21 protein-coding genes are annotated in these 22,868 nt (G+C 58.1%); 6 read left to right on the top strand and 15 right to left on the bottom strand.

From position 1 onward, the window contains the following. A complete protein-coding gene (locus tag AVO44_RS03165; RefSeq protein WP_068332353.1) occupies positions 1-1,317 on the top strand; it encodes an MATE family efflux transporter in 1,317 nt (438 codons plus the stop codon). Here the strand turns inward: AVO44_RS03165 and arsC are convergent. Genes arsC through AVO44_RS03145 form a run of 4 tightly spaced genes read right to left on the bottom strand, consistent with a single transcriptional unit; the run spans position 1,314 to position 3,473 of the window. Beyond that, positions 1,314-1,655: an arsenate reductase (glutaredoxin) gene (arsC, locus tag AVO44_RS03160; protein WP_068332351.1), complete on the bottom strand. Its 342-nt coding sequence runs from the start codon at positions 1,653-1,655 to the stop codon at positions 1,314-1,316. The genes AVO44_RS03165 and arsC overlap by 4 nt on opposite strands. Further along, positions 1,652-2,710, bottom strand: a complete 1,059-nt coding sequence (locus AVO44_RS03155) for a quinone-dependent dihydroorotate dehydrogenase (RefSeq protein ID WP_068332348.1) — start codon at positions 2,708-2,710, stop codon at positions 1,652-1,654. Before AVO44_RS03155 ends, arsC begins: the two co-directional genes overlap by 4 nt. Further along, positions 2,707-3,138, bottom strand: coding sequence for a DUF1330 domain-containing protein (locus AVO44_RS03150; protein ID WP_068332345.1), 432 nt, complete (start codon positions 3,136-3,138; stop codon positions 2,707-2,709). The genes AVO44_RS03155 and AVO44_RS03150 overlap by 4 nt, the downstream gene beginning before the upstream one ends. Then, positions 3,135-3,473: a DUF952 domain-containing protein gene (locus tag AVO44_RS03145; RefSeq protein WP_068332342.1), complete on the bottom strand. Its 339-nt coding sequence runs from the start codon at positions 3,471-3,473 to the stop codon at positions 3,135-3,137. The genes AVO44_RS03150 and AVO44_RS03145 overlap by 4 nt, the downstream gene beginning before the upstream one ends. Positions 3,474-3,582: 109 nt before the next feature. Here AVO44_RS03145 and AVO44_RS03140 point away from each other — a divergent pair, with 109 nt between their 5' ends. Continuing rightward, a complete protein-coding gene (locus tag AVO44_RS03140; protein ID WP_068332706.1) occupies positions 3,583-5,166 on the top strand; it encodes a bifunctional metallophosphatase/5'-nucleotidase in 1,584 nt (527 codons plus the stop codon). Positions 5,167-5,224: 58 nt separating this feature from the next. On the opposite strand, the gene AVO44_RS03135 is transcribed toward AVO44_RS03140, so the two are convergent. Further along, positions 5,225-6,877, bottom strand: a complete 1,653-nt coding sequence (locus AVO44_RS03135; RefSeq protein ID WP_068332339.1) for a tetratricopeptide repeat-containing sulfotransferase family protein — start codon at positions 6,875-6,877, stop codon at positions 5,225-5,227. Between the two features lie 55 nt (positions 6,878-6,932). Between AVO44_RS03135 and AVO44_RS03130 the strand changes: the two genes are divergently transcribed. After that, positions 6,933-7,598, top strand: coding sequence for an SOS response-associated peptidase (locus tag AVO44_RS03130; protein WP_068332336.1), 666 nt, complete (start codon positions 6,933-6,935; stop codon positions 7,596-7,598). Positions 7,599-7,642: 44 nt separating this feature from the next. Continuing rightward, positions 7,643-8,695, top strand: a complete 1,053-nt coding sequence (gene mnmH, locus AVO44_RS03125; RefSeq protein WP_068332333.1) for a tRNA 2-selenouridine(34) synthase MnmH — start codon at positions 7,643-7,645, stop codon at positions 8,693-8,695. Here mnmH and selD read toward each other — a convergent pair. From selD to AVO44_RS03090, 7 genes are read right to left on the bottom strand one after another with little or no spacing between them, the layout of a single operon-like run. Then, on the bottom strand, positions 8,686-10,845 hold the full coding sequence (selD, locus tag AVO44_RS03120) for a selenide, water dikinase SelD (RefSeq protein ID WP_068332330.1): 2,160 nt from the start codon (positions 10,843-10,845) through the stop codon (positions 8,686-8,688). The genes mnmH and selD overlap by 10 nt on opposite strands. A gap of 6 nt (positions 10,846-10,851) precedes the next feature. Further along, the gene (locus tag AVO44_RS03115; protein WP_068332327.1) at positions 10,852-11,238 is read right to left on the bottom strand and encodes a Na+/H+ antiporter subunit G; all 387 of its coding nucleotides are present in this window, start codon (positions 11,236-11,238) and stop codon (positions 10,852-10,854) included. 7 nt (positions 11,239-11,245) lie between these two features. Further along, on the bottom strand, positions 11,246-11,515 hold the full coding sequence (locus AVO44_RS03110; RefSeq protein ID WP_068332324.1) for a K+/H+ antiporter subunit F: 270 nt from the start codon (positions 11,513-11,515) through the stop codon (positions 11,246-11,248). Continuing rightward, on the bottom strand, positions 11,512-12,009 hold the full coding sequence (locus tag AVO44_RS03105) for a Na+/H+ antiporter subunit E (protein ID WP_068332321.1): 498 nt from the start codon (positions 12,007-12,009) through the stop codon (positions 11,512-11,514). The genes AVO44_RS03110 and AVO44_RS03105 overlap by 4 nt, the downstream gene beginning before the upstream one ends. Further along, complete coding sequence (locus AVO44_RS03100) at positions 12,009-13,550, bottom strand: monovalent cation/H+ antiporter subunit D (protein WP_068332318.1); 1,542 nt, start codon at positions 13,548-13,550, stop codon at positions 12,009-12,011. Before AVO44_RS03100 ends, AVO44_RS03105 begins: the two co-directional genes overlap by 1 nt. After that, the gene (locus tag AVO44_RS03095; protein ID WP_068332315.1) at positions 13,547-13,906 is read right to left on the bottom strand and encodes a Na+/H+ antiporter subunit C; all 360 of its coding nucleotides are present in this window, start codon (positions 13,904-13,906) and stop codon (positions 13,547-13,549) included. Before AVO44_RS03095 ends, AVO44_RS03100 begins: the two co-directional genes overlap by 4 nt. Further along, positions 13,906-16,773, bottom strand: a complete 2,868-nt coding sequence (locus tag AVO44_RS03090) for a monovalent cation/H+ antiporter subunit A (protein ID WP_068332312.1) — start codon at positions 16,771-16,773, stop codon at positions 13,906-13,908. The genes AVO44_RS03095 and AVO44_RS03090 overlap by 1 nt, the downstream gene beginning before the upstream one ends. Before the next feature lie 220 nt (positions 16,774-16,993). Between AVO44_RS03090 and AVO44_RS03085 the strand changes: the two genes are divergently transcribed. Beyond that, on the top strand, positions 16,994-17,467 hold the full coding sequence (locus AVO44_RS03085; protein ID WP_068332309.1) for a rhodanese-like domain-containing protein: 474 nt from the start codon (positions 16,994-16,996) through the stop codon (positions 17,465-17,467). Beyond that, on the top strand, positions 17,464-18,279 hold the full coding sequence (locus AVO44_RS03080) for a CE1 family esterase (RefSeq protein ID WP_068332306.1): 816 nt from the start codon (positions 17,464-17,466) through the stop codon (positions 18,277-18,279). The genes AVO44_RS03085 and AVO44_RS03080 overlap by 4 nt, the downstream gene beginning before the upstream one ends. On the opposite strand, the gene mdoH is transcribed toward AVO44_RS03080, so the two are convergent. The 3 genes from mdoH to AVO44_RS03065 are packed head-to-tail and all read right to left on the bottom strand — an operon-like array spanning position 18,280 to position 22,858. Further along, on the bottom strand, positions 18,280-20,148 hold the full coding sequence (gene mdoH, locus AVO44_RS03075) for a glucans biosynthesis glucosyltransferase MdoH (RefSeq protein ID WP_068332303.1): 1,869 nt from the start codon (positions 20,146-20,148) through the stop codon (positions 18,280-18,282). Then, positions 20,145-21,644: an OpgD/OpgG family glucan biosynthesis protein gene (locus AVO44_RS03070; protein ID WP_068332704.1), complete on the bottom strand. Its 1,500-nt coding sequence runs from the start codon at positions 21,642-21,644 to the stop codon at positions 20,145-20,147. Before AVO44_RS03070 ends, mdoH begins: the two co-directional genes overlap by 4 nt. Further along, entirely contained in the window at positions 21,641-22,858 is a 1,218-nt protein-coding gene (locus AVO44_RS03065; protein WP_068332300.1) for an OpgC family protein, read from the bottom strand. Before AVO44_RS03065 ends, AVO44_RS03070 begins: the two co-directional genes overlap by 4 nt. Between the last annotated feature and the right edge of the window lie 10 nt (positions 22,859-22,868).

Genomic DNA, 22,868 nt, shown 5'->3' with positions numbered 1-22,868 from the left:
ATGCAGGATGCCGCGGCGCCCCTGACGCACAGACGGGTGCTAAAGATCGCAATTCCGATCGTTTTGTCCAACGCGACAGTTCCAATTCTGGGCGCGGTCGATACTGGTGTGGTCGGTCAGATGGGGCAGGCGGCACCGATCGGGGCGGTGGGTATGGGCGCTGTCATTCTGGCCAGCATCTACTGGATTTTTGGTTTTCTGCGCATGGGTACGACGGGGCTGGCGGCACAGGCGCGTGGGGCCGGTGATACGGCGGAAACGGGCGCGCTTTTGATGCGTGGGCTGCTGTTGGGCGGTACGGCGGGGATGGTGTTTATCCTGGTCCAGGTGTGGGTGTTCTTGGGTGCGTTTGCCCTGTCGCCCGCCAGCCCCGAAGTCGAAGCGTTGACGCGCGATTATCTGGAAATCCGAATTTGGGGTGCGCCCGCTACGATTGCGCTTTATGCGGTCACGGGCTGGCTTATCGCGGTCGAACGGACACGGGGCGTGTTTGCTCTGCAAGTGTGGATGAACGGGCTGAATGTCGTGCTGAACCTGTGGTTCGTTCTGGGCCTTGGCTGGGGGGTTGAGGGCGTCGCTATCGCCACCCTGATTGCCGAATGGACCGGGCTGGCACTGGGCCTTTGGTTATGTCGCAATGCGTTCGGCGGGAACCAATGGCGCGACTGGCCGCGCATATTCGACGCGGCGCGTCTGCGGCGGATGATGCAGGTGAATGGCGATATCATGATCCGGTCGGTCTTGCTGACTGGCTCTTTCACCACGTTTCTGTTTGTCGGATCGGATCTGGGGGATGTGAACCTCGCCGCCAACCAGGTGTTGCTGCAATTTCTTGAAATTACAGCGTTTGCCCTGGACGGGTTCGCTTTTTCCGCAGAAGCGCTCGTCGGCAGTGCAGTCGGCGCGCGTGACCGATACCGAGTGCGGCGCGCGTCGATCATGGCGTCGCAATGGGGGGTAGGCGGCGCTGTGCTTCTGGGATCGGCGTTTTTCCTTGCCGGACCTGTCTTGATCGATGTGATGACCACGTCGCCAGAGGTGCGCGTCGCCGCGCGCGAGTACCTGATCTGGGTCGCACTGGCGCCGGTCATCGGCGTCGCCAGTTGGATGTTCGACGGTATCTATATCGGTGCGACGTGGACCCGCGCCATGCGCAACGCGATGATCCAGTCGGTTGCAATCTACGTGGTCGCCTTGTTTGTTCTGGTGCCGGCGCTGGGCAACCACGGCCTTTGGGCCGCGCTGATGGTGTTGAACATCGCGCGCGGTGTTACCTTGGGCTGGCGTTATCCTAGGCTTGAGGCGCAGGTGGGTTAAAGCAGCGACAGCAACTCTTCCGGTGGACGCCCGATGGCAGCTTTGTCACCTGCAATGGCCAGTGGTCGCTCAATCAGGATTGGGTTCTCGGCCATTGCGGAAATCAATTCATCCGCAGGTGAGGATTTGGATAGACCCAGTTCCTTGAACCGCTTCTCCCCCGTCCGCATCATGTCTATAGGTTCGATGCCAAGCTTGCTGAGCACGTCGCGCAGTTCATCGACCGAGGGCGCATCCTCAAGGTATTTACGCACCTCAACTTGCGCGCCGTTCTGCTCAAGCAGCTCCAGCCCGGTGCGGGATTTCGAACAGCGGGGATTGTGCCAGTACGTGATCATATCCAGTCTTCTCTTTTGATTCCAACGGCTTGTGCGACAGAATTAAACCCATCGCGCGCCAATAGGTCATCCAACCCTTTGGCAATTTCAGCCGCCAATGAGATACCCCCGTAGACCAGCGCCGTATATAGCTGAACGGCGGATGCCCCGGCGCAAATCTTGGCATAGGCCTGTTGCGCGCTGCTTATGCCACCGACGCCGATAAGTGGGATTTCGCCCCTTGTCAGATGACTAAGCCGCGCAAGAACCCGGGTCGATTTCTCAAAAAGGGGAGCGCCGGAAAGACCGCCCGCTTCACCCTTGTGAACACTGTGCAGCCCATCGCGGTTTAGGGTGGTGTTAGTCGCGATCACCGCGTCCACACCGGTCTCAATGGCCACTTCAGCGATGTCGTGCAGTTCGGCCTCGGACAGGTCAGGCGCAATTTTCAGGAAAATCGGGATTGGGCGGGGCAAGTCGTTTCGGGTTTCAATCACACCGCCCAACAGCGCGCCAAGCGCCGCCTTGCCTTGTAAATCCCGTAGTTTCTCGGTGTTGGGCGAAGACACATTGACCGTGGCGAAATCCAGATGCGCGGCGCAACGAGCCAACACCTTGGCGAAATCACCCGGGCGGTCGTCACTGTCCTTGTTCGCGCCAAGGTTCAGACCAATCACGGTATCCTTGGGGCGATTGGCCAGACGGTGAGCCATGGCCTCCATGCCTTCGTTGTTAAAGCCAAAGCGGTTGATGGCGGCCTTGTCCTCGGACAGGCGGAAAAGGCGAGGTTTGGGGTTACCGGGCTGCGGGCGAGGCGTGACGGCACCCACTTCGATAAAGCCAAAGCCTGTGCGGGACAAAGGAGCCAGAACCTCACCGTTCTTGTCAAAACCTGCTGCCAGACCAACGGGATTGGGTAGATCCAGCCCGGCCACGGTTGTTTTCAGGCGGGGCGATGTTACTGCCCCCGGCGTTGGGGCCAATCCGGCTTTCAGTGCTCTGATCGACATGCCGTGGGCGGCTTCGGGGTCCATTCTGTGCAGGAGCGCCAGACCCAGTTTCTCAGTCAGCTTCATCCGAAAGCCTCTCCACCCTCTGTCGGCGCACACCGGATCAGGCGTGAGGTTTCTACTGCGGCCTGTCGGTGAATGACAGCGGCCTGATAGACCGGGTCGGTCACCATTTCCAAGAACGCGTGTGCAGTTGGGTAGCGGGCGATAAAGACCGCATCCCAAGTTTCATCCTGTGGACCGATCAGCGTGGTTTGAAATGCCCCGCGCCACAAGATCGACGCCCCGAGGCGAGCGATGATAGGGGCCGTTTCGGACCCGTATTTACGATAGGCCTGCGCTCCGCTCAGCCCGGCATCCGCCAGTTCGTGTCCGGTCGGATACTCGGCTTTTTCACGAAACTTCACAAGGTTCAGCATTTCGATCGGATGGTCGCGGTCCAGCGATTTGAACGCTTCGAACTGGGCGCGGTCGGGGTCGATGAAAGTGGTCATTCCAGCTCCTTTGGGAATCGATGGGCTTGCCCGTCAAAGGGCAAGGGGCGCGACCACACAACGTCGGTGATCCGAAGCTGGCGGTAGAGATGAGGGAACTGGGCACCTCCGCGCGAAACCTCCCACTTCAGATCGTCGCCCATCGCATCGGCGTCGCAGGCCAACAGGGTAAGCCCCTCGACCCCGGCAAAATGCTTGGCGGCTGTCTCGGCCGCTTGTTCGGCGGTCGAGAAGTGGACATAGCCGTCAGCAATATCAATCGTTGCGCCGTCTGACGCGCCGTTTTCCTGTAACGCGGCCCATTCATCGGACCGGAAAATCTTGTAAATCAGCATGCGGTCGTGATGCCCCGCGCGATGAGCAGAATCAAGGTTGTATTCCCCCTTTGACTCTTCCTGTCAGGGCGCGCAACATCACGCCAATCAAAAAACAAGGAGTATGAAGATGTTCACCCGTTTTCTGGCGTCAGTCGCGGTTCTGGGCCTGACTGCAGGCATGGCCGCCGCCGAATACAAATTGACGATCCTGCATACGAACGATCTGCACAGCCGTATTGAATCCATCAATAAATACGATTCGACTTGTGACGCCGAAGATGAGGCTGAGGGTAAGTGCTTTGGCGGCGTTGCCCGGCTAAAAACGATGGTTGACGCCAAGCGGGATGAACTGGCGGACCAGAACTATCTGCTGCTGGACGCGGGTGATCCGTTTCAAGGCTCGTTGTTCTATACAACCTACAAAGGCGCGGCTGAGGCCGAGTTTATGGACGCCATCGGCTATGACGTCATGGCGGTGGGCAACCATGAATTCGACGATGGCCCGGAAGGTCTGGCTGCGTTCATAGATGCGGTCAGCTTTCCTGTGATTTCCGGCAACCTTGACCTGTCCTCTTCAACTGAGCTTAAGGGAAAGGTTGAAAACCACGTGGTGCTGGATGTTGGCGGGCAAAAGGTCGGTATCATCTCGGCTCTGGCGACTGATACGGTCGAGACATCAAGCCCCGGCAAGGACGTTGTGTTTCAGGACGAAATCGACAGCCTGACCGCGGATGTCGAGGCGCTGCAAGCCGAAGGTGTCGGAATCATAATCGCACTGACCCATGTGGGGCTGGCCAAAGATATCGAGATAGCCGAGAAAGTGCCGGGCCTTGATCTTGTGATTGGCGGGCATTCTCATACGCTGCTGTCCAACACCCAAGAAGGCGCGGCGGGCTCATACCCTGTCATGGTCGGTGATGTTCCTGTGTTACAGGCCTATGCTTATTCCAAGTATCTGGGTGAGGTGACGCTGACCTTTGACGACGAGGGGAACCTCACATCGGCAGAGGGTGAGCCTATTTTGCTGGACGCGTCTGTTGAGCCCGATGCCGAAGTCGCTGCGCGCGTGGCCGAAATGGGTGCCCCCATTGAAGAGACGAAAAAGAAAGTTGTCGCCAGTTCTGCCGCTGCGATTGAGGGCGACCGGGCCGTGTGCCGCGTGCAGGAGTGCGAGATGGGTAATCTTGTGGCCGACGCCATGTTGGCACGGGTTGCTGACCAGGGTGTTCAGCTTGCGATTGCCAACTCGGGCGGTCTGCGGGCATCGATTGACTCGGGTGAGGTGACAATGGGTGAGGTGCTGACGGTGCTACCCTTCCAGAACACCTTGTCAACGTTTGAGATCAGCGGTCAGGGCGTGATCGACGCGCTGGAGAACGGCGTCAGCCAGGTCGAAGAGGTCAAGGGCCGCTTTCCGCAAGTTGCTGGTATGACCTTCACGTGGGACCCTTCGGTTGCGCCAAACGAAGGTCGCATTACCGAGGTCATGGTGGCAGATGGTGACGGATTTGTCCCGATTGATCCGGCGGCGACCTATCTGGTGGTCACGAACAACTATGTCCGCAACGGTGGAGACGGCTATCATATGTTCGAAGGTAACGACAAAAACGCCTATGATTTTGGACCGGACCTGGCGGATGTGACGGCAGAATATCTGGCGGAGAATGCACCTTACCAGCCTTACGTCGACGGGCGCATCAAGCAGAAATAAGCCCGTGCTGAGCTAAAGAAAAGGCCGCAACCTTGGTTGCGGCCTTTGTGTCTGCGGCCTACCCCAAGTTGTATTCCGGCCAGAGTACCGGATCGAAACCGTCAAGCATCGGCTGCAGGTGCTCGGATACGCTCTGCCACCCGCCGACCGATTTGGTCGAGATTTTGTTGCGCACCTGATCGATACTGGCTGTTCGAACCTGTTTGGTGTTCTTTTCCGGGTGCATCATGGTCTCGCTCCATTCCAGATCGCAGAATGCGGCGACGTTCTGGCTGTAGGTCTTTGGATCGGCCACCAGTTTTTCATATGGAACGGTCAGAATTTGGCCCGGGAAAACGGCATTCCAATGGGCAATGTAACGGCGATACAAATTCGCAGAATGCGCGATTGCCGACAGGTTCGAGGCATACCGCATCCCACCCGCCGGGAACCGCCTGATCCACTTGGACAATCCGACATCGCGCGGGTCACGCAACATATTGATTATCTTTGCATTGGGGAAGGCAGACAAAAGGAAGCCGATGATCTGATAGTTGTGCGGCAGCTTATCAACAAAAGCGACCGATCCATCGGGGATCGGCGGCATCAGCTTGCGGAATTCCTCTGCGTATTTCGCTGCGTCTTCCGAACCAAATTTTTTACCTTGCGACGTATATTCGCGGGCAAGGTCTGCCCCGATTGTCAATTCCCCGCAGCCGGCGATATCCGGGGCCGAACTGAGCATCATTTCCATCAATGTCGTGCCTGATCGGGGTTGCCCCACGACAAACACCGGAACCGGCACGTCGCTGATACCCGAGCTGGGAATCGGATGATCCACCGGGAACAGGCCGATAACCCTGTTCAGCTTTTCCTCTTCGGCTGTGGGGTTATAAGGATTCCCCTCATGTTGAAGGGCATTGGCCTGCTCAAACGCCGGCATCGCCGCATCCATCCCGCTGATCTTCGAGATCAGATGCGCCTGTGCAAACGCCAGCTCGTGATGTTGAGTCTCGCTGTTTGAGATTGCGGTTTCAACTGCATCCAAAAGCTGTGGCGCGTCCTCTTTGGTGGCAACCGTCGACAGTTGCAGCAGGGCCGATATATGTCCCGGTTCCTTCTGCAAAATGCTTTGCAAGAGGTCTTTTGATCCGTTTTTGTCACCGCTTTGGTGAAGGTTCAAAGACTTTTGGAAGGCGATCTTTATATCATCCGGGGCCAGTTCAAACGCTCGGGCGATATCGCGCGTGTTTTCCTCGACAAATCCGATCTTTGCGTAGGCCCGCGCGCGCTTGGCCAGCAGTTTCACATCATCGGGCTCATTTTCCAGCTTCTTGCTCGCATGTTCGATCATCATGCGCCAGTTGTCGCCCTTAAGGTGAATTTCATCCAGAACGCGGTTCAGTTCCTGATTATTGGGGAACTGTTCCAGCTTTTGCTCAATATACTCCAGCGCTTTTGGAATTTGCCCTGTCTGCATCAGCGCATTGGCCAGATTTTCTACGAATTGCGGATCGTCAGGCTTCATCCGTGACGCCTCGACGAAGTGAGGAATGGACTTCTTGTATTGCTTCATCTCGGTCAGCACAAAGCCCGAAATCGCGTGAAAATCCGAGTCATTGGGGAATTTCTTTGCGCCGAGCTGCGCTTTTTTCAAAGCCTGCTGCAGCTTACCTGCGTCCAAAGCCGCTACTGCCTTGCCTTTGAGGGTTTTCGCTGTTTGATTCTGCATGAGACCCCGTGACACCCTGTGCCTTTTTGAAACAACTATTGATGGTTCATTACTCATGTGCGGACGGTTTGCAATAACCCTTCCCAACGACGCGATGGCGCAGCTGTTTTCTGCGCGGCCTGCGAATACGCTGCCATCCGTTCCAAACTTCAACGTATGTCCAACAAATCAGGTCCATGTCGTGCGCAGCGGAGAGACCGGGCGCAGGCTGGACCCGTTGCGCTGGGGATTTCTGCCGCATTGGTACAAGACCGAGACCGCAGGGCCATTGCTGATCAATGCTCGGGCCGAAACGCTGGCGGAAAAGCCTGCATTCCGGGCGGCCTGTCGTGATCGGCGGTGTCTGATCGTGGCGACGGGGTTCTACGAATGGACCAAGACCGAACAGGGTTCGCGTCTGCCTTGGTACATTCATAGACAAAACGGTGCACCGATTGCCTTTGCGGGGGTTTGGCAGGATTGGGGCGCTGAAGACGCGCGCCAAGGCACCTGCGCGATCGTAACAACGCCAGCCAACCGCCATCTAAGCGCTATTCACCATCGGATGCCACTCATCCTTGAGCAGGAAGACTGGCCGCTTTGGCTGGGTGAGGCTGGCAAGGGGGCCGCGCGTTTGATGAAACCCGGGGCCGAAGATGTTCTGGATTTCTACCGCGTTGACCCTGCGGTGAACTCGAACCGAGCCAGCGGGCCTGACCTGATTGAACCGATCCCGGCCTAACGGCGCGCCTTCCTATTCCGTTGATCGCAGGATAGACCGTTTGAATGGCTCTGAAATTCGCTGACCTGCAAAACCTGTATGCGCACACGTTCGACACGGTGATCGACGTGCGCAGCCCGGCCGAATATGCCGAAGACCATTTGCCTGGCGCGATTAACCTGCCGGTTCTGGACAACGAAGAGCGCGCGCGTGTGGGTACCATCTATGTACAGGAAAGCCCGTTTCTGGCGCGTAAGCTGGGCGCGGCCTTGGTTTTTCGAAACGCGGCCAATCATATCGAACACAGCCTGTCGCATCATGAAGGTGGTTGGAAGCCTTTGATCTATTGCTGGCGCGGCGGGCAGCGATCGGGGTCATTTACCTGGATGCTGCGGCAGATCGGCTGGCGGGCAGAAGTGGTCGAAGGCGGCTATCGATCGTATCGCCGTCTGGTGAAGCGATACCTTTATGATGACCCCTTGCCGTATAAGCTGGTTGCGCTGGATGGGTATACCGGTACGGCCAAGACCGACCTGTTGGGGCATCTGAAATCGCGCGATTTGCAGGTGCTTGACCTCGAAGGACTGGCCAATCACCGAGGCTCGCTTTTGGGCGAGATGCCGGGCGGTCAGCCCAGCCAGAAAGCGTTCGAATCCGCTCTGGCCGCGGCTTTGAGCACTTTAAATCCAGCGCATCCGGTGGTGGTCGAGGCCGAGTCGTCCAAGATCGGTGCGCGTATCCTGCCACCAAGCCTGTGGACCGCATTGCGCGCCGCGCCGCGTATCCGGATATTAGCGCCAATTGCGGCGCGTAGCGCTTATCTGGCCAGTGCCTATGAGGATATCCTGTCCGATGCGGATCGGCTGCGGGAACGCCTGTCTCCGCTGCGCGTTCATCGCGGGCACGAAGTTGTGGACGGCTGGCTTGCCCTGATCGACGCCGGGGACAAGCAGGCGCTGACGCGGGCGTTGATGGAACAGCATTACGACCTGTCATATGCAAAATCCAACCGCTCACAAAATGCAAAGGTAATTGCGCAGGTGAACATACCAACCCTTGATGAGGCGGGCCTGAATGACGCCGCCACGCGGATAGGGCAATTTCTGGATCAGCTTTGAAGGCGCAGGCCAGGTTTGCTGGTTACATGGCCGATAACACTTGCTGGATAGCCCGCGTCCCGCAGCTTTTCGCACAGCGACTGCCCCTGTTCGGTGGCAACGGAAGCCAGCAGACCTCCGGCGGTTTGCGGGTCGAACAACAGATCAGCCTTGCCGCCCGTGGGCAGATCAGGCGCGATTGCGCGGTTATCATCAAAAATCGTGGATCTGACACCGCGATTAGACAATTCCAGCGCGCCGGTCATCAATGGTATCGCGTCCAAATCCAGCACAGCGCCGCAATCCGACGCCTCGCACATGCCCAGCAGATGCCCGGCAAGACCAAACCCGGTGACATCCGTCACCGCATGCGCTCCGGCCAGAATGCGCGCCGCCTCACCCTGCGGCTGGACCATTTGCCGGAATGCGCTGGCAACCCAGGCGCCGTTTGCCTGACCTGCCATCTCAGCGGCCATCAGCACGCCGCTGCCCAGCGGCTTGGTCAGGATCAAGGCGTCGCCGGCGCGCGCGCCGGACAGCAAAATCGGATCGTTCTCGCACAGGCCGGTCAGGGTAAAGCCGATGGTCATCTCATCCCCCATCGAGCTGTGGCCACCCACGATCGCGGCCCCTGCATCGCCCATCACCTCTGCGGCGGTGGCCATGATCTCGGCTAGGGTGCGGCGCTGTAGATCGGGCGACATGCGCGGCAGGATGATCGTTGCGGCTGCCGCTTGCGGGCTGGCACCCATGGCCCAGATATCCCCCAGCGCGTGTACGGCAGCGATACGTGTCATCAACACCGGATCATCCGTAAACCCGCGCAGATGGTCCGACGTCATAACCTGACGTGCGCCACCCGTTGTCAGCAAAGCCGCATCATCAGTGGGCAAAGGTATCACATCGCTACGCTTTGGTGAGGGCAGGGTGCCCAGAACGGATTGCAGCGCGCCGCGTCCGACCTTTGCCCCGCAGCCACCACACATCGGCTTGTTGCCCAATGCCTCTTGCAACCCGTCTGCATGGTGACGCGGCAAATCCGGGCGCGCCATTGCTGGCAGGTCGCGGAACTTGTTCATGAAGGTCTGGTCGATATGGTTTTTCCATTTCCACATCAAAGGACCGCTGAACGAGGTGCCGAACCTTTCGGCCAGCGCGGATTTACCGCCCAGCGAGATCAGCTTCAGATAGTCTTTCTGCGGCTTGTATCGCCGCATCTCCCCGGCCCCTAAAGCCGCCCGCAAATTGTGGAACAGAACCGGAGCCTCACGCACCGCATAAACCCCGGCCTTGGGGCGTGGGTTCTCTGAAAGATGGGCGCAATCCCCGGCGGCAAAGATGGCGGGGTCGCTGGATTGAAGATAGCTATTCACCCGGATGTAGCCGTCCTGCAAATCCAACCCGGTATCCGCAACCCAGTCATACGGGCGGGCACCGGCGGCACCGGTTACGAACGCAGCAGGAACGTGCTGGCCGGTTTCAAGGATGATATGATCCTTCGCGATACGCGCAATCGATGTCTGTTCGACCAGGTCTATGCCCAAATCGGTCATCGCCTGACGGATCGTTGCTGCTGCTTTGGCTTTTGTTGCTGTCAGGGCATCGGCATTGTCGATCAGTGTTACCTGCGCCGCACGGCCCTTGGACCGCAGGGCGTGGGCCATTGCCATCACCAGCTCGACCCCCGCGACACCGCCGCCAATCACGGCAACCGAGGCGGTGCCGCTGCCATTCAGATAGTCTGCCCAACGGGATGCAAACGGCCCCAGCGGTTTGGCCGGAACCGCGTGTTCGGCAAAGCCCGGCAGGGCAGGCATATCGGATGTGATCCCCACATTGACCGAAGCCACATCAAATTCAACAGGCGGCCTTCCTGGAACGTGAACCTGTCGCTGTTCGGCGTCGATGCCCTCAACCGGCCCAAGGATAACGCGCGCGCCTGCAAAACGGGCCAGGCGCACCAGATCAATGTCCAGCTCGTAGCGCTCGTAATGTCCCGCAACGAAACCGGGTAGCATGCCGGAATAGGGCGCTGAGGGGCCGGGGTTGATAACCGTTACCCGCGCACCGGGCAGGGGGTTCATACCCCATTTGCGCAGCACCAGCGCGTGCGTATGACCTCCGCCAATCAAAACCAGATCACGGGTCAGGGGTGGCGGAGGGTGATGCATGGGAACTCAGGTCTTGCTGTGGTCTGGAACGTCTTCGACCTGCTCAACCGCGTGGGTGGCCCAACGCTCATCCTCGCCGGCATTCGGCAGATCATCGGATTTTTCATGCCGGTGTATGTGCCATTTGGCAATGAACAGGGCTGTGATCGGTGCGGTCAGAAACAGGAACAGGGTGATCAGCAACTCATGCAGAGACAGTTTGCCCTCAATCAAGACCGAGTGGCAGATCGACGCGAGCAATACGCCACCTACACCCAGCGTGGTCGCCTTGGTCGGTGCGTGCAGTCGCGACATCGGGTCTTTCAGCTTGATCATTCCGTACGAGCCGACAAAGCCAAAGATGCCCGAGATGACCAGAAAGAAGGCGATCAGCAGTTCAAAGATAAATTCCATGTCGCCCTCACTCGATAATATTGCCGCGTAGCATAAACCGCGCATAGGCCACGGTTGAGACAAAACCCAGCATGGCGATGATCATGGCGGCCTCGAAAAAGACCTCGGTTCCCAAGTGAAGCCCGTAGAGGATCAAAAGAGCGATTGTGTTGATCACCATCGTGTCCAGAGCCAGAACACGGGTGCCAACACCTTCAGCCGAAATGATCCGCCACAGGCACAGCATGATGGCTGCGCCAAAACAGGCAAAAGCAAACCAGATGGCAACCTCGATCATTCGAATATCTCCTTCAGGCGACGTTCATACCGGTTTTTTATCTGGTCGCGCACCGCGTCTGTGTCGGGGGCATCCAGGCAGTGGACCAGCAGGCTGTGCCCTTGCGCCGACAAATCGCAGCTGACCGTGCCAGGGGTCATGGTGATGGTTCCGGCCAGAACGGTTATCGCCTCGGGCGTGCGCAGTTCCAGCGGGATGCGAACCCAGTTGGGGTGACGGTCCGCGTCACGTTTGAACAGGATTATCCGGGCGACGGTGATGTTGGCGATTACGATATCCCACAGGACCACCAGCATATATTCGGCAACCATCGGCCAGTTGCGCAGCTTGGGGCGATCGGGCCAGTAGGGCTGCGTGATGAATGGAATGATGATCCCCAACAGCAGGCCAAACACGACCGAGTTCAGTGACCCGTTATTGGCCAGCAGAACCCACACGACCGTCAGCAGGAAGGTCAGGTGAGGATGCGGGAAAATCCGGTGCAGAAGTCTCATCATTCTTCTCCTCCCAGAACGGCCGAAATATAGTCTTCGGGTGTGAATAGTTGCTCGGCCGTTTTTCCAGCGTAGTTCAATGCAGGACCAGCGAACAGGGTCAGCATCACAAGGCCGAGAACCGCGCCAAACACGGCTGTAAAGGCCAATCCGGGGTTTGGCTCGGGCGGGCCGGCGACAAGGGCTTCTTCACCTTCTACCTTAGGGACCGGATTGTATTGGGCATCGTGGCTTTTCCAGAAAATCATGGTGCCTGCACGTGCCAGGCCGACGATGGTGATGAACGAACCGATGAGGATCACAGCCCAGATCGTGCCCGCATCGGGGGCGTCTCGCGCTGCGTCCAGCACAAGCAGTTTGCCGATGAAGCCTGACAGCGGCGGCATGCCCGCCAACGCGATTGCGCCGACGAAAAACAGGGCAGAGACAAGCCCGCTTTGCGGCATCGGAGCCTTTGGTTCAATGGCGCCACCCTGACGCTCCATCACCAGATCGGCCACAAGGAACAGCAACGCCGTCGCAAGTGTCGAATGAAAGATATAATACAACGCAGCTGCCGTGGCAGTTTCTGTGAACAGCGAAATTGCGATCAACAGGGTGCCCATCGAAGTAATGGCGCAAAACGCCACCATCCGTGCAATATGCTGCGCGCCAAGGATACCGATTGCTCCGACAGCAAGTGTGAGCAGCGCGGCGGGTTGCAGCCATGTCCCGACAAGGCCTTGGGTCGCTTCGACCTCTGGACCGAAACCCAGCGTATACATCCGCACAATGGAATACGCGCCCACTTTGGTCATGATTGCAAACAGCGCGGCCACCGGCAGCGGTGCGTTTGCGTAGCTGGCTGGCAGCCAGAAATGCAGTGGCAACACGGCGGCCTTGATGCAAAACACCAACAGCAAAAGCACCGCACCCACACGCAGCAAAGCGGTATCCTCGGCAGGCAGTTCCGCCACACGAACCGCCATGTCCGCCATGTTCAGCGTGCCGGTGACACCGTAAAGTACACCAAGCGCAAACAGAAAGAGGGTCGAGCCAATCAGGTTGTAAACAACGTATTGTACTCCGGCCTTTAGCCGAACCGAGCCGCCACCGTGGGTCATCAGCCCGTAAGAGGCAATCAGCAACACTTCGAAAAACACGAACAGGTTAAAGGCGTCGCCGGTCAGGAAAGCACCACAGACGCCCATTAGCTGAAAGTGGAACAACGCGTGAAAGTGTTTGCCACGATCATCCCATCCTGATGCAATAGCATAGAGAACAATCGGCAGAGCAATCAGCGCGGTCAACAGGACCATCATTGCCGACAGACGGTCCAGAACCATAACGATGCCGAACGGTGCGGGCCAATTGCCCAGCTCATAGACCTGAATATCGCCGCCTGCGGCCTGCGCGGTGATGGTCAGCGCGATACCCAGCAAGGCCACAACACCCGCGACCGAGAAGATGCGCTGAAGATCAAGGTGATACCGCAACACCATGATAATAAACGGAGCCAGAATCGCGGGCAGGACGATCGGCGCAACGATCCAGTGGTTCATGCGTCTTCTCCCGGCGCGTCTACGCTGTCTTGAGCAGTCATGTCGATGTGGTCATCTTTAGATGACAGATAGGCAGACAGCGCGACCATCACGACCACAGCCGTCATTCCAAAAGAAATAACGATTGCCGTAAGGACCAGCGCTTGCGGAAGAGGATCGGTATAGGGAACCTCTTCGTATTTGTTCAGAACGGCGGGCGCATCCAACGCAAGACGTCCGGTGGCAAACAGGAACACGTTCACGGCGTATGTGATCAGGGAAAGCCCCAGAATCACCGGGAATGTGCGGCGACGCAGGATCAGGAAAATCCCCGCAGCGGTCATGACGCCTACGGCAGAGGCAACGAGCGCTTCCATCAGGCCTGCTCCTTCAATTCGTCAACTTTAGGGTCGTTCCGCAGCGGATTGATATCCATTGGGAACTCCTGTGCCATTCCGGGTTGCCATGCGAGCCGCGAAAGGCTGTCCAGCGCCAACATCACCGCGCCGAGCACGGCAAGAAATACTCCAGTGTCAAACAGCAGTGCGGTGGCCCATTCGAACTCTTCCAGCGGTGGCCAGTTGATATAGCCGAAATCACTGGTCAGGAACGGGCGTTCGTTGAACCATGCTCCGATCCCGGTCGCAGCTGCGATAAGAACACCCCAGCCAATGGTGCCGTGGTAGAAAAAACGTTGCCTCTCAATCGCCCAGGTATAGCCGCTGGCCATGTATTGCATCAGGAATGCGATCGCGACGACAAGTCCGGCGATAAAGCCGCCACCCGGCTGGTTGTGGCCGCGGAAAAAGATATAGGCGCCAACCATCAGGGCGATCGGCATCATCACCCTGGTCGCCACAACCATCATCAGAGGATGTGAATCCCCCGACTGCGGCCAGTGCGGCTTGCGGTTCAGCAAGTAGGCGCGAACATTTGTGCTTAGAACGGACTCGGTCAGGGCAAAAATGATCAGGGCGGCAATGCCCAGAACAATGATCTCGCCAAAGGTGTCAAAACCCCGGAAGTCCACGAGGATCACGTTGACGACGTTGGTGCCACCGCCCCCTTTGTACGAGTTGGCCAGATGAAAGTCCGAGATCGTCGGGAAGGCAAAATCTCTCAGCATCACGGCATAGATCAAGGCCCCGGTACCGACACCCGCCACAACCGAGATCGCCGCATCACGCCAGCGTCGCGCCGGGCTGCTGTCCCGCGGGGTATCTGTGGGCAGGAAATTCAGCGACAGCAGCAGCAGGATCATCGTGACCACTTCGACCGAAATCTGCGTCAGCGCCAGATCCGGTGCCGACAGGTAGTTGAACGCCATCGAGACGATCAAACCGACCACGCCGATCAGCACCAGCGCCAACAGGCGGTTGCGGTGGAACCACATGATCGCCAACGTCGCAACGACCAGACATATCCAGCCGATGATTGGAATAACTGGCGCGGGCAGCGGCTCACGCGTTACCGGGCCAATCGTGCCGGAGGTGTAGGCGTAATACCCAAGCCCAACGGTGAACGCGACAACAATGATGGCATATCTGCTGAGCACGCCGTTATGTAGCGTGTCAGTGATCCAACGGCTGAGCGTGGCCAGCGCGCCTATGACGGCCTCAAAGATAACCTTGGCTTCGGGTCGGGGCAGAGCGTTCCACAGAGCATTGCTTTGGCGATACAGGGACAGCAGGAACAGACCTCCGACAACGGCCACGACCGACATGTAAAGCGCCGGGGTAAATCCGTGCCACAGTTTCAGCGAGTAATAAGGCAGTTCCGCGCCGCCAAGCACCGCGCTGGAGACAACAGCAACCAGCGGTCCTACGATTGCCGCCGAATACAGACCGATCAGAACGACCAGCACCACAAGGAACGCCGGGGCCAGCCACAGGCCAACAGGCGGATCATGCGGATGATGGGGGTAATCGGTGCGTTCCGGTCCAAGGAAGACGTGGCTGACAAACCGGAAGGAATATGCCGCCGAGAACAACGCTGACAGCAGGGCCAACCCGGGTACCAGGTAATGCGAATTGAGCCACGTGGTGTGCACTGTCTCTTCCAGCATCATTTCCTTCGACAGGAACCCGTTCAGCGGTGGCAGGCCAGCCATGGACAGGGCGGCGATGGTTCCAATCGTGAAGGTAATCGGCATCAGGTGACGCAGCCCGCCCAGACGTTTGATATCGCGGGTGCCCGTTTCGTGATCCACGATCCCGGCAGTCATGAACAGCGCGGCCTTGAAGGTTGCATGGTTGATGATGTGGAACACAGCCGCCACAACGGCGAACTTCGTGCCAAAACCCAGCAGCATCGTCACAAGGCCCAGATGCGATACCGTCGAAAATGCCAGCAGCGCCTTTAGGTCATCTTTGAACAGGGCAATGCATGCGCCCAGCAGCATGGTGATCAAACCGGTTGTGGCCACGATGTAGAACCAAGCGTCCGTCCCAGCCAGAACCGGCCACATCCGCGCCATCAGGAACAGCCCGGCCTTCACCATCGTTGCCGAGTGAAGATAAGCCGAAACCGGTGTTGGTGCCGCCATCGCGTGTGGCAGCCAGAAGTGGAACGGGAACTGCGCGGATTTTGTAAAGCAGCCCAACAAGATCAGGATCAAGGCCGGTAGATAGTATGGCGATGCCTGAATCAGGTCCTTGTTCTGCAAAATGACGCTCAGGTCATACGACCCTGCGATGTTGCCCAGGATCAGCATCCCGGCAATCATCGCCAACCCGCCGCCACCGGTTACGGCCAACGCCATTCGCGCGCCTTGCCGCCCTTCAGGCAGGTGCTTCCAATAGCCGATCAGCAGGAATGAGCTGAGCGAGGTAAGCTCCCAGAAAATAAGCAAAAGCAGAATATTGTCCGACAGAACGATCCCGACCATCGCGCCCTGGAACAAAAGCAAATAGGTGTAGAACTGCCCCATCGGGTCTTCACGTGACAGGTAGAACCGAGCGTACAGGATAATCAGCAATCCGATCCCGAGGATCAGCAGAGCGAACAGAAACCCAAGACCGTCCAGCATAAAATTCGCGTTCAGTCCCAGCGCGGGTATCCATTCGAACCGCGCGGTCACGACATCTCCGCGCATGACTGAGGGTATGTGGATCAACAGACCCATAAGGGCCAGGAAGGTCGTTAGCCCCGCGGCCGAGGCTGCTGCGTTTCGACCTGCCCGGATCAGCAGGGCTGGTAGTACAGCTCCGAGGAAGGGAAGGGCCGCGATAAGGAATAGGGACAACTGCGATACTCCGGGGCTGTGCGGTCAATGTTATAGATTTAGAATGAATAATTTAATGACTGTTCAGAAAATGCAAGGTTTCGACCTGTTCTAAAAGATACATATTGGTTGCATTATAGCTGCGCTACAATGACGCGAACTTGATCCATGGGCCGGATTCCATGACAGCGCGAAGCGCAGTGTCGTGATAGAACGCCCTATCGGCGTAAAAGGGTACCGCATGACGGGTAAGGTAAATCGATCTCGAAGGTGGGTTTTGCTGGGGGCAGGGACACTGATCGCCGGTGGGTTTGCTGTTCGGGAGTACCGTCTGATCCCGCCTGACTATGCCGGTGGCACGATAAGTGCCGCGGACGCGCACAAACAGGCGGTCTCTGGTGAAATTCTGTTGGTCGATATCCGGACTCCGCGCGAATGGCGGGCCACTGGCGTCGGCCAAGGGGCATATCCTTTGGACATGCGCCGCGATGATTTTGAACAGGCGTTGGCGCAACTGACAGGCGGCAACCGGGGTGCCAAGGTTGCGCTGATCTGTGCGCGCGGGGTTCGGTCGGCCAGGCTGAGCAACAGATTGACCGAGGCAGGATTCACAAACGTAATCGATGTGCCAGAAGGCATGCTTGGGTCGGCTGCGGGGCCGGGATGGGTGCGGGCTGGGTTACCCGTCCAACGCGAGGCAGGAGAATGGGGATGATCCGGACACTTACTACGGCTGCGATACTGGCAATGACCGGACAAGCAGGCCTTGCCGCTTGCGCAGATCACGAGGGCATGTGTGAAACCGCCTCGGGTGGTTATCACATCGAACTGCCCAACGCGGAAAACCCGCCGCTCTTGGTTTTCTTGCATGGGTATGGCGGATCAGCCAAAGGAGTTTTGAAAAACCGTAATATGGTTGAGCCGCTGCTGGCGCGGGGCTATGCGGTGATGGCGCCCGAGGGATCAGACCGCAATGGCCGCAAAAGCTGGAATTTCTTTCCGGGTTGGGAAGGGCGCGACGAAGCCGCCTTTTTGACCGAAGTTGTGCAGGATGCCTCCGACCGGTTTGGCGTGGATGCAGACCGAGTGGTCCTGGGCGGGTTTTCGGCCGGTGCCTTCATGGTCTACTATCTTGCCTGCGCGTCACCGGATACGTTTTCGGCCTATGTTCCCGTATCGGGTGGATTCTGGCGCCCGCAACCCCAAAGCTGCGAAGGCCCTGTTCGAATGTTTCACACCCACGGCTGGACGGATAACGTTGTGCCGTTGGAAGGCCGCATCTTAGGTGGTGGCCGGTTTCATCAAGGCGATATTTTTGCAGGTCTGGAAATCTGGCGGGTCGCCAATGAATGTGTCGATACCAAACCAAGCGGGTTTTCAGTCACCGGCCAGTTTATGCGCCGCTATTGGAGCGGGTGCAGCGACGGCAGCATGCTGGAACTCGCGCTGTTCCCCGGCGGACATACTGTGCCAAAGGGATGGGCTGACATGATGGTGGACTGGTACGAGGGTCTGCCGGGTGGCTAATCACTCGGCAGCGGTCATGACGCCTTTGCCTTCAATAAACCGCTTCAACTCATTCCTGTGTCGCCGGGCCATACGAGTAATGGCTGGTTCTTGAAAATCCTCTTTCATCCCGACCATGCGCCGCGCGGCACTCGCCGAAACTCCACTTAGCGCGGATAAGGGAATTGCCAGTGCAAGGCTGATCGCAATCGGGGCCAGCCATACCGAAACAAGACCCGACAGAATACCAACGCTCAGGGCAAATCCGCTGATCGTTTCCAGCGCATGACACAAGATCAAGGTCCGTAGGCTGTAGCTGCCGCCGTCGCGCATCTGAGGGGACCAGCCGTTCTGAATGCCCAAAACGGTACGGAACACCGCGATCATCTGCTGCACCATCAGGATTGGCGCGTAAAGGATGGACAAGATCACCTCGGCCAGGAATGAGGTCAGGAACTTGGAGCGGCCACCAAATTCCGCATAGTGCACACCGCTGAGGGGCAGGGCCAAAACGCCCAGAATCTTTGGTGCCAGAAGCATCGCATACATGACCAGAATAATCAGCACGTGCCGCGTTTCCGACATTTCAGGCCATTGCGGGAACAACGGGTTGTCGGGGCTGAAGTAATGCAGAACCGAGGCGTCCTCCCCCTGTCCAATCAGCGCCCACATCACCAGCAGCGCAAACCAGAGCGGCGACATGAGGTAACCCACTGCCCCATGGAACATGTGGAAGCGTGACACCGCGCGGAATCCAGTTGCACTAAGCAATTTCAGATGCTGGAGGTTGCCTTGACACCAGCGACGGTCGCGCAGCGCGTGGTCGATCAGCGTTGGTGGTGTTTCCTCGTAAGAACCACGAATTCGCGGCAGGAACCTAACACCCCAACCCGCACGGCGCAGCAAGCCCGCCTCGACAAAATCATGGCTCATGATCAGTTTTTCCTGACCGTTGAACGTACGAAGCTTGGGCAGACCGGCGCTTGAGGCAAAAGCCTTTGTGCGGATGATCGCGTTGTGGCCCCAGTAGTTGCCTTCTTGGCCACACCAGCGGGCCAGACCTTCGGCGAACGCAATACCATAGACGCCGTTGGCAAACTGTTGCATCCGGGCAAAGACAGATTGCGCACCGATCAATTGCGGATAGCTTTGGATCAATCCCGCACCGGGGTCGCGGGCCAGCGCATCCGTCAAACGCAGGATGGCGCGACCGGTCATCAGGCTGTCGGCATCCAGCACCAGCATCGCGTCCCAGCCGGCACCCCAATGGTTGACCCAGTCAGAGATGTTACCGACCTTGCGGTCAGTATTTTCAGCGCGACGACGGTAATAGAGTTCCAAACCGGGGGCGAGGGTGGTGCGCAACGCCTCGATACTGGCTTGTTCCTGCGCCGCGATTTCGGGGTCACGGGTGTCCGACAGGATAAACATGGCATAGTGGTGCTGTCCGCCCCGTGCCTGCAAATCCTCAAGCATTGTACGGGCGTTGCCCAGCACGTTCCACGGCACCTCGTTGTAGACCGGCATCAACAGCGCAACGCGCAGAGGTTGCGAACGGCTTTCACGTCTGGGCTGTTCCTGCCGTGACAAGGACAACATGCCCAGCAGCACGGTGCAGACGGTAAACGAAATCCAGAAGAAATTGAATGAGATCAATGCCAGAAGGATGGCTTCGATAAGGTTGATCCCTTCGGCGCCGAACCAATCGGTCATGACCCACAGCAGGCCCAGTGTGGCCGCCATAGCAGGCGAAAACGCCAGTGCCCGCCAAAACCCGGCTGAGGGGCGATCCCCGTTAGGCACCTGTGCATCTGTAAAGCCCGCGCTAAAGTTCTGCGCAGGCATAGGCAGCGGAGCCTTGGGTGGCATGATATGCAGGTCGCGTGTCATGTGGTCCAACGATAAAGCCAGACCTCTGAGGCCGGCTCTTTGTCTTTCAAAAGCTGCGCGCGCAATTCCACGTGGTCCCGGTCGCCCGGCTCGAACGAAAATGCCAGCCGCAACCCGCCGGTGTCAGGGTTGCGCTGCAGGACGCCCTCGGACGTTTCGGCATGTGGCGAATCCACGAAAATGGTCATCGCCTCGGGGTCTTCGAACAGGTCAGAGGCCTCAAAGTCGATGACAGCCAGACGTCCTTCGCCGAATGTATTTTCGCCCATTGCGGTGTTGATGACGCGCGGCATTGGTGTCCGCTGCGGTTCTTCACCCCAGATCAGGCGGTAGGACAGATCGACCTGACTGTCGGCTGCATAGGGTTCAGAGGGCCGCCAATAGGCGACGATATTATCATAAATCTCCTGATCTGCCGGAATCTCGACCAGTGTGACTGTGCCTTTGCCCCAGTCCCCATTGGGTTCGACCCACAGGCCGGGGCGCTTGTGGTAATTCGCCTCAAGATCCGCGTAATCCGAGAATGCGCGCTTGCGCTGCATCAGGCCAAATCCACGCGGGTTTGTATCGACGAACGACGAAATCTGCAGCCGTGTCGGATTCGCCAGTGGTCGCCACAGAACTTCTCCGGCACCATTTCGTATCAGTAGCCCGTCGCTGTCGTGAACGGCTGGACGGAAATCGTCAAACCGGCTGTGGTTGGTCTGATCGAACAGGAACATCGACGTGCCCGGTGCGATGCCCACATGCGTCAGATCCTCACGCGGGAAAAGCGTGGCTTCGATATCCATCACGCAATCCGCGCCTGCCGTGACGTTGAACCGGTAGGCACCGGTCACGCTGGGGCTGTCCATTAGTGCGTGAACCACCATGTTGCGCTGTCCGGGCTTCGGGCGTTCCAGCCAGAAGCGGATGAACTCGGGAAATTCCTCGCCATCCGGATCGCCGGTCTTTAGGGCCAGGCCGCGGGCGGATAACCCGTACACCTCATGCAGGCCAATCGCCCGGAAATAGCTGGCACCTTGCCACACGCAGAACTCATCGGTTTTGCCGGGGCGGTGCATTTCCGTTCGCAGGCGCAGGCCGGAAAAGCCCAGCGTGTCGTCTATCGGCAGCTCTGGAACCTCTTCGGATTTGTCGAACATCCCCAGATCGAAAGCGACCGGAGCAGCCACACCGTTTTCGACCGTCATGACCTTAACCGTGCGCGGGAAGTACAGGCCGGGCGTGAAGAAATCGACGTTGAACGGCGCGTCGGTTTCGTACCAAAGCGCACGGTCCAGCCGGAACCGGATCGAGCGGTATTGCTGATAGGTCAGGTCCAGCCATTCCTGCGGCACCATCTCGCGTTCCGCATAGCGGCGGCTTGCCAGATCGCGGGCCATCTCGATGACAGCATTACGGTCAAAAGGAGTTTCTCCGCCAGAGGCAAACGTGGCCGGGGCGAAAGCAAGCGCCGAAGTCGAGGCCAGAAATGCGCGACGTGTCAGGTTCATTTCTTTGTCTTCCATGGATGTGACTTGAACCAAGCTGCCATGTATGCCACGCCGATGATCATCGCAAAGCCAATCATGTTGGCGAAAAAGACACTGGCAACATTCCGCCCACTCAGATCGAGACCCACGCCGATAAGTCGCGCTGCTGCCATGGAAAATACGAACACGGCCAGTGATTGCTGACCAACCTTTGTGATAACGGTCAGCAGGAATTGCCAGATTTTCGCAGCCGCACCTTGGCCGGTTGCAATCAAACGGTGTCCATGCTCACCCGCCGCAACCCAACCCAGATAGGCCAAGGACAGGAAGTGAATGTAACGGAACAGGCCAAAATCTGTTTTGTCGCGGAACTCCTTGGTAACGGGCCAGACTTTGCGGATTTGATCGGCCAGATCGGGAGCGACGCCGTTGATCCACGTAAAGACTTTCCACGATCCGAATGGCATCGAGAAAATCAGGAACAAAGCAGCCGCCCAGATCAGTGTCTTTGACACAGGTGGGGCCGGGATCCAGCCGCGCATGAAGGCGAACCCGGTGAAGAAAAGCAATTGCCAGCCAAACGGGTTGAAGAACCACTGGCGGTCCGACCATGGCTCAGCTGGCAACGCAAGGACGCCGGTCTGAGCGATCAACCAGATTGCAACAGACGTCGCAGCCACGGCCCAGAATCCAATACGAGACAACCCCATGAACAAGGGCATCATCGCCAGAACAACAAGGTACATCGGCAGGATATCAAAGTAATTCGGCACATAGGTCAGCGTGAACAACCCAACAATCTGAGGAGCAGGATCGTTGAAAAAATGCTGTAGGTTCAGCGAGGAAATGTATGTTTTCTCAAAGAAACCCGTCTGATCCAGCGCGGCCATGCTCATGGCGACAAAGAAGAACAGGCAAATATGCGCCCAGTAGACCTGCCAGGTGCGGAAGGCCACGCGGGCCGTGCCCATCCACCAGCCTCTCCGAGCAAACGCGCCGCCGAATGCGATAGCTGAGGCCATGCCCGAGCAGAACACGAAGATTTCGGTCGCGTCCGAGAAGCCAAACCGTGCCGGAATCCACTTGGCCCACGGATCATTCGGAATATGGGCGATCAGGATGATGAACATCGCGATGCCGCGATAGAAATCCAGCCTTGGGTCACGCACGCGGACGGGTGCGGCTGCCGAAGCAGTCACAGGCGCAAAATCAGAGACGGGCGATGCAGTCGCCATGCGTAGTCTG

The organism is Ruegeria profundi (genome assembly GCF_001507545.1).
GTDB classification, from domain to species: domain Bacteria; phylum Pseudomonadota; class Alphaproteobacteria; order Rhodobacterales; family Rhodobacteraceae; genus Ruegeria; species Ruegeria profundi.
Note: the sequence above shows the minus strand (reverse complement) of the source record. Positions and strands in the feature narration are given on the sequence as shown.

Excerpts from the sequence above, each read along its gene's own strand:
- AVO44_RS03165 (WP_068332353.1), top strand. The coding sequence starts at position 1 with ATGCAGGATGCCGCGGCGCCCCTGACGCACAGACGGGTGCTAAAGATC.
- arsC (WP_068332351.1), bottom strand. The coding sequence starts at position 1,655 with ATGATCACGTACTGGCACAATCCCCGCTGTTCGAAATCCCGCACCGGG.
- AVO44_RS03155 (WP_068332348.1), bottom strand. The coding sequence starts at position 2,710 with ATGAAGCTGACTGAGAAACTGGGTCTGGCGCTCCTGCACAGAATGGAC.
- AVO44_RS03150 (WP_068332345.1), bottom strand. The coding sequence starts at position 3,138 with ATGACCACTTTCATCGACCCCGACCGCGCCCAGTTCGAAGCGTTCAAA.
- AVO44_RS03145 (WP_068332342.1), bottom strand. The coding sequence starts at position 3,473 with ATGCTGATTTACAAGATTTTCCGGTCCGATGAATGGGCCGCGTTACAG.
- AVO44_RS03140 (WP_068332706.1), top strand. The coding sequence starts at position 3,583 with ATGTTCACCCGTTTTCTGGCGTCAGTCGCGGTTCTGGGCCTGACTGCA.
- AVO44_RS03135 (WP_068332339.1), bottom strand. The coding sequence starts at position 6,877 with ATGCAGAATCAAACAGCGAAAACCCTCAAAGGCAAGGCAGTAGCGGCT.
- AVO44_RS03130 (WP_068332336.1), top strand. The coding sequence starts at position 6,933 with ATGTGCGGACGGTTTGCAATAACCCTTCCCAACGACGCGATGGCGCAG.
- mnmH (WP_068332333.1), top strand. The coding sequence starts at position 7,643 with ATGGCTCTGAAATTCGCTGACCTGCAAAACCTGTATGCGCACACGTTC.
- selD (WP_068332330.1), bottom strand. The coding sequence starts at position 10,845 with ATGCATCACCCTCCGCCACCCCTGACCCGTGATCTGGTTTTGATTGGC.
- AVO44_RS03115 (WP_068332327.1), bottom strand. The coding sequence starts at position 11,238 with ATGGAATTTATCTTTGAACTGCTGATCGCCTTCTTTCTGGTCATCTCG.
- AVO44_RS03110 (WP_068332324.1), bottom strand. The coding sequence starts at position 11,515 with ATGATCGAGGTTGCCATCTGGTTTGCTTTTGCCTGTTTTGGCGCAGCC.
- AVO44_RS03105 (WP_068332321.1), bottom strand. The coding sequence starts at position 12,009 with ATGAGACTTCTGCACCGGATTTTCCCGCATCCTCACCTGACCTTCCTG.
- AVO44_RS03100 (WP_068332318.1), bottom strand. The coding sequence starts at position 13,550 with ATGAACCACTGGATCGTTGCGCCGATCGTCCTGCCCGCGATTCTGGCT.
- AVO44_RS03095 (WP_068332315.1), bottom strand. The coding sequence starts at position 13,906 with ATGGAAGCGCTCGTTGCCTCTGCCGTAGGCGTCATGACCGCTGCGGGG.
- AVO44_RS03085 (WP_068332309.1), top strand. The coding sequence starts at position 16,994 with ATGACGGGTAAGGTAAATCGATCTCGAAGGTGGGTTTTGCTGGGGGCA.
- AVO44_RS03080 (WP_068332306.1), top strand. The coding sequence starts at position 17,464 with ATGATCCGGACACTTACTACGGCTGCGATACTGGCAATGACCGGACAA.
- mdoH (WP_068332303.1), bottom strand. The coding sequence starts at position 20,148 with ATGACACGCGACCTGCATATCATGCCACCCAAGGCTCCGCTGCCTATG.
- AVO44_RS03070 (WP_068332704.1), bottom strand. The coding sequence starts at position 21,644 with ATGAACCTGACACGTCGCGCATTTCTGGCCTCGACTTCGGCGCTTGCT.
- AVO44_RS03065 (WP_068332300.1), bottom strand. The coding sequence starts at position 22,858 with ATGGCGACTGCATCGCCCGTCTCTGATTTTGCGCCTGTGACTGCTTCG.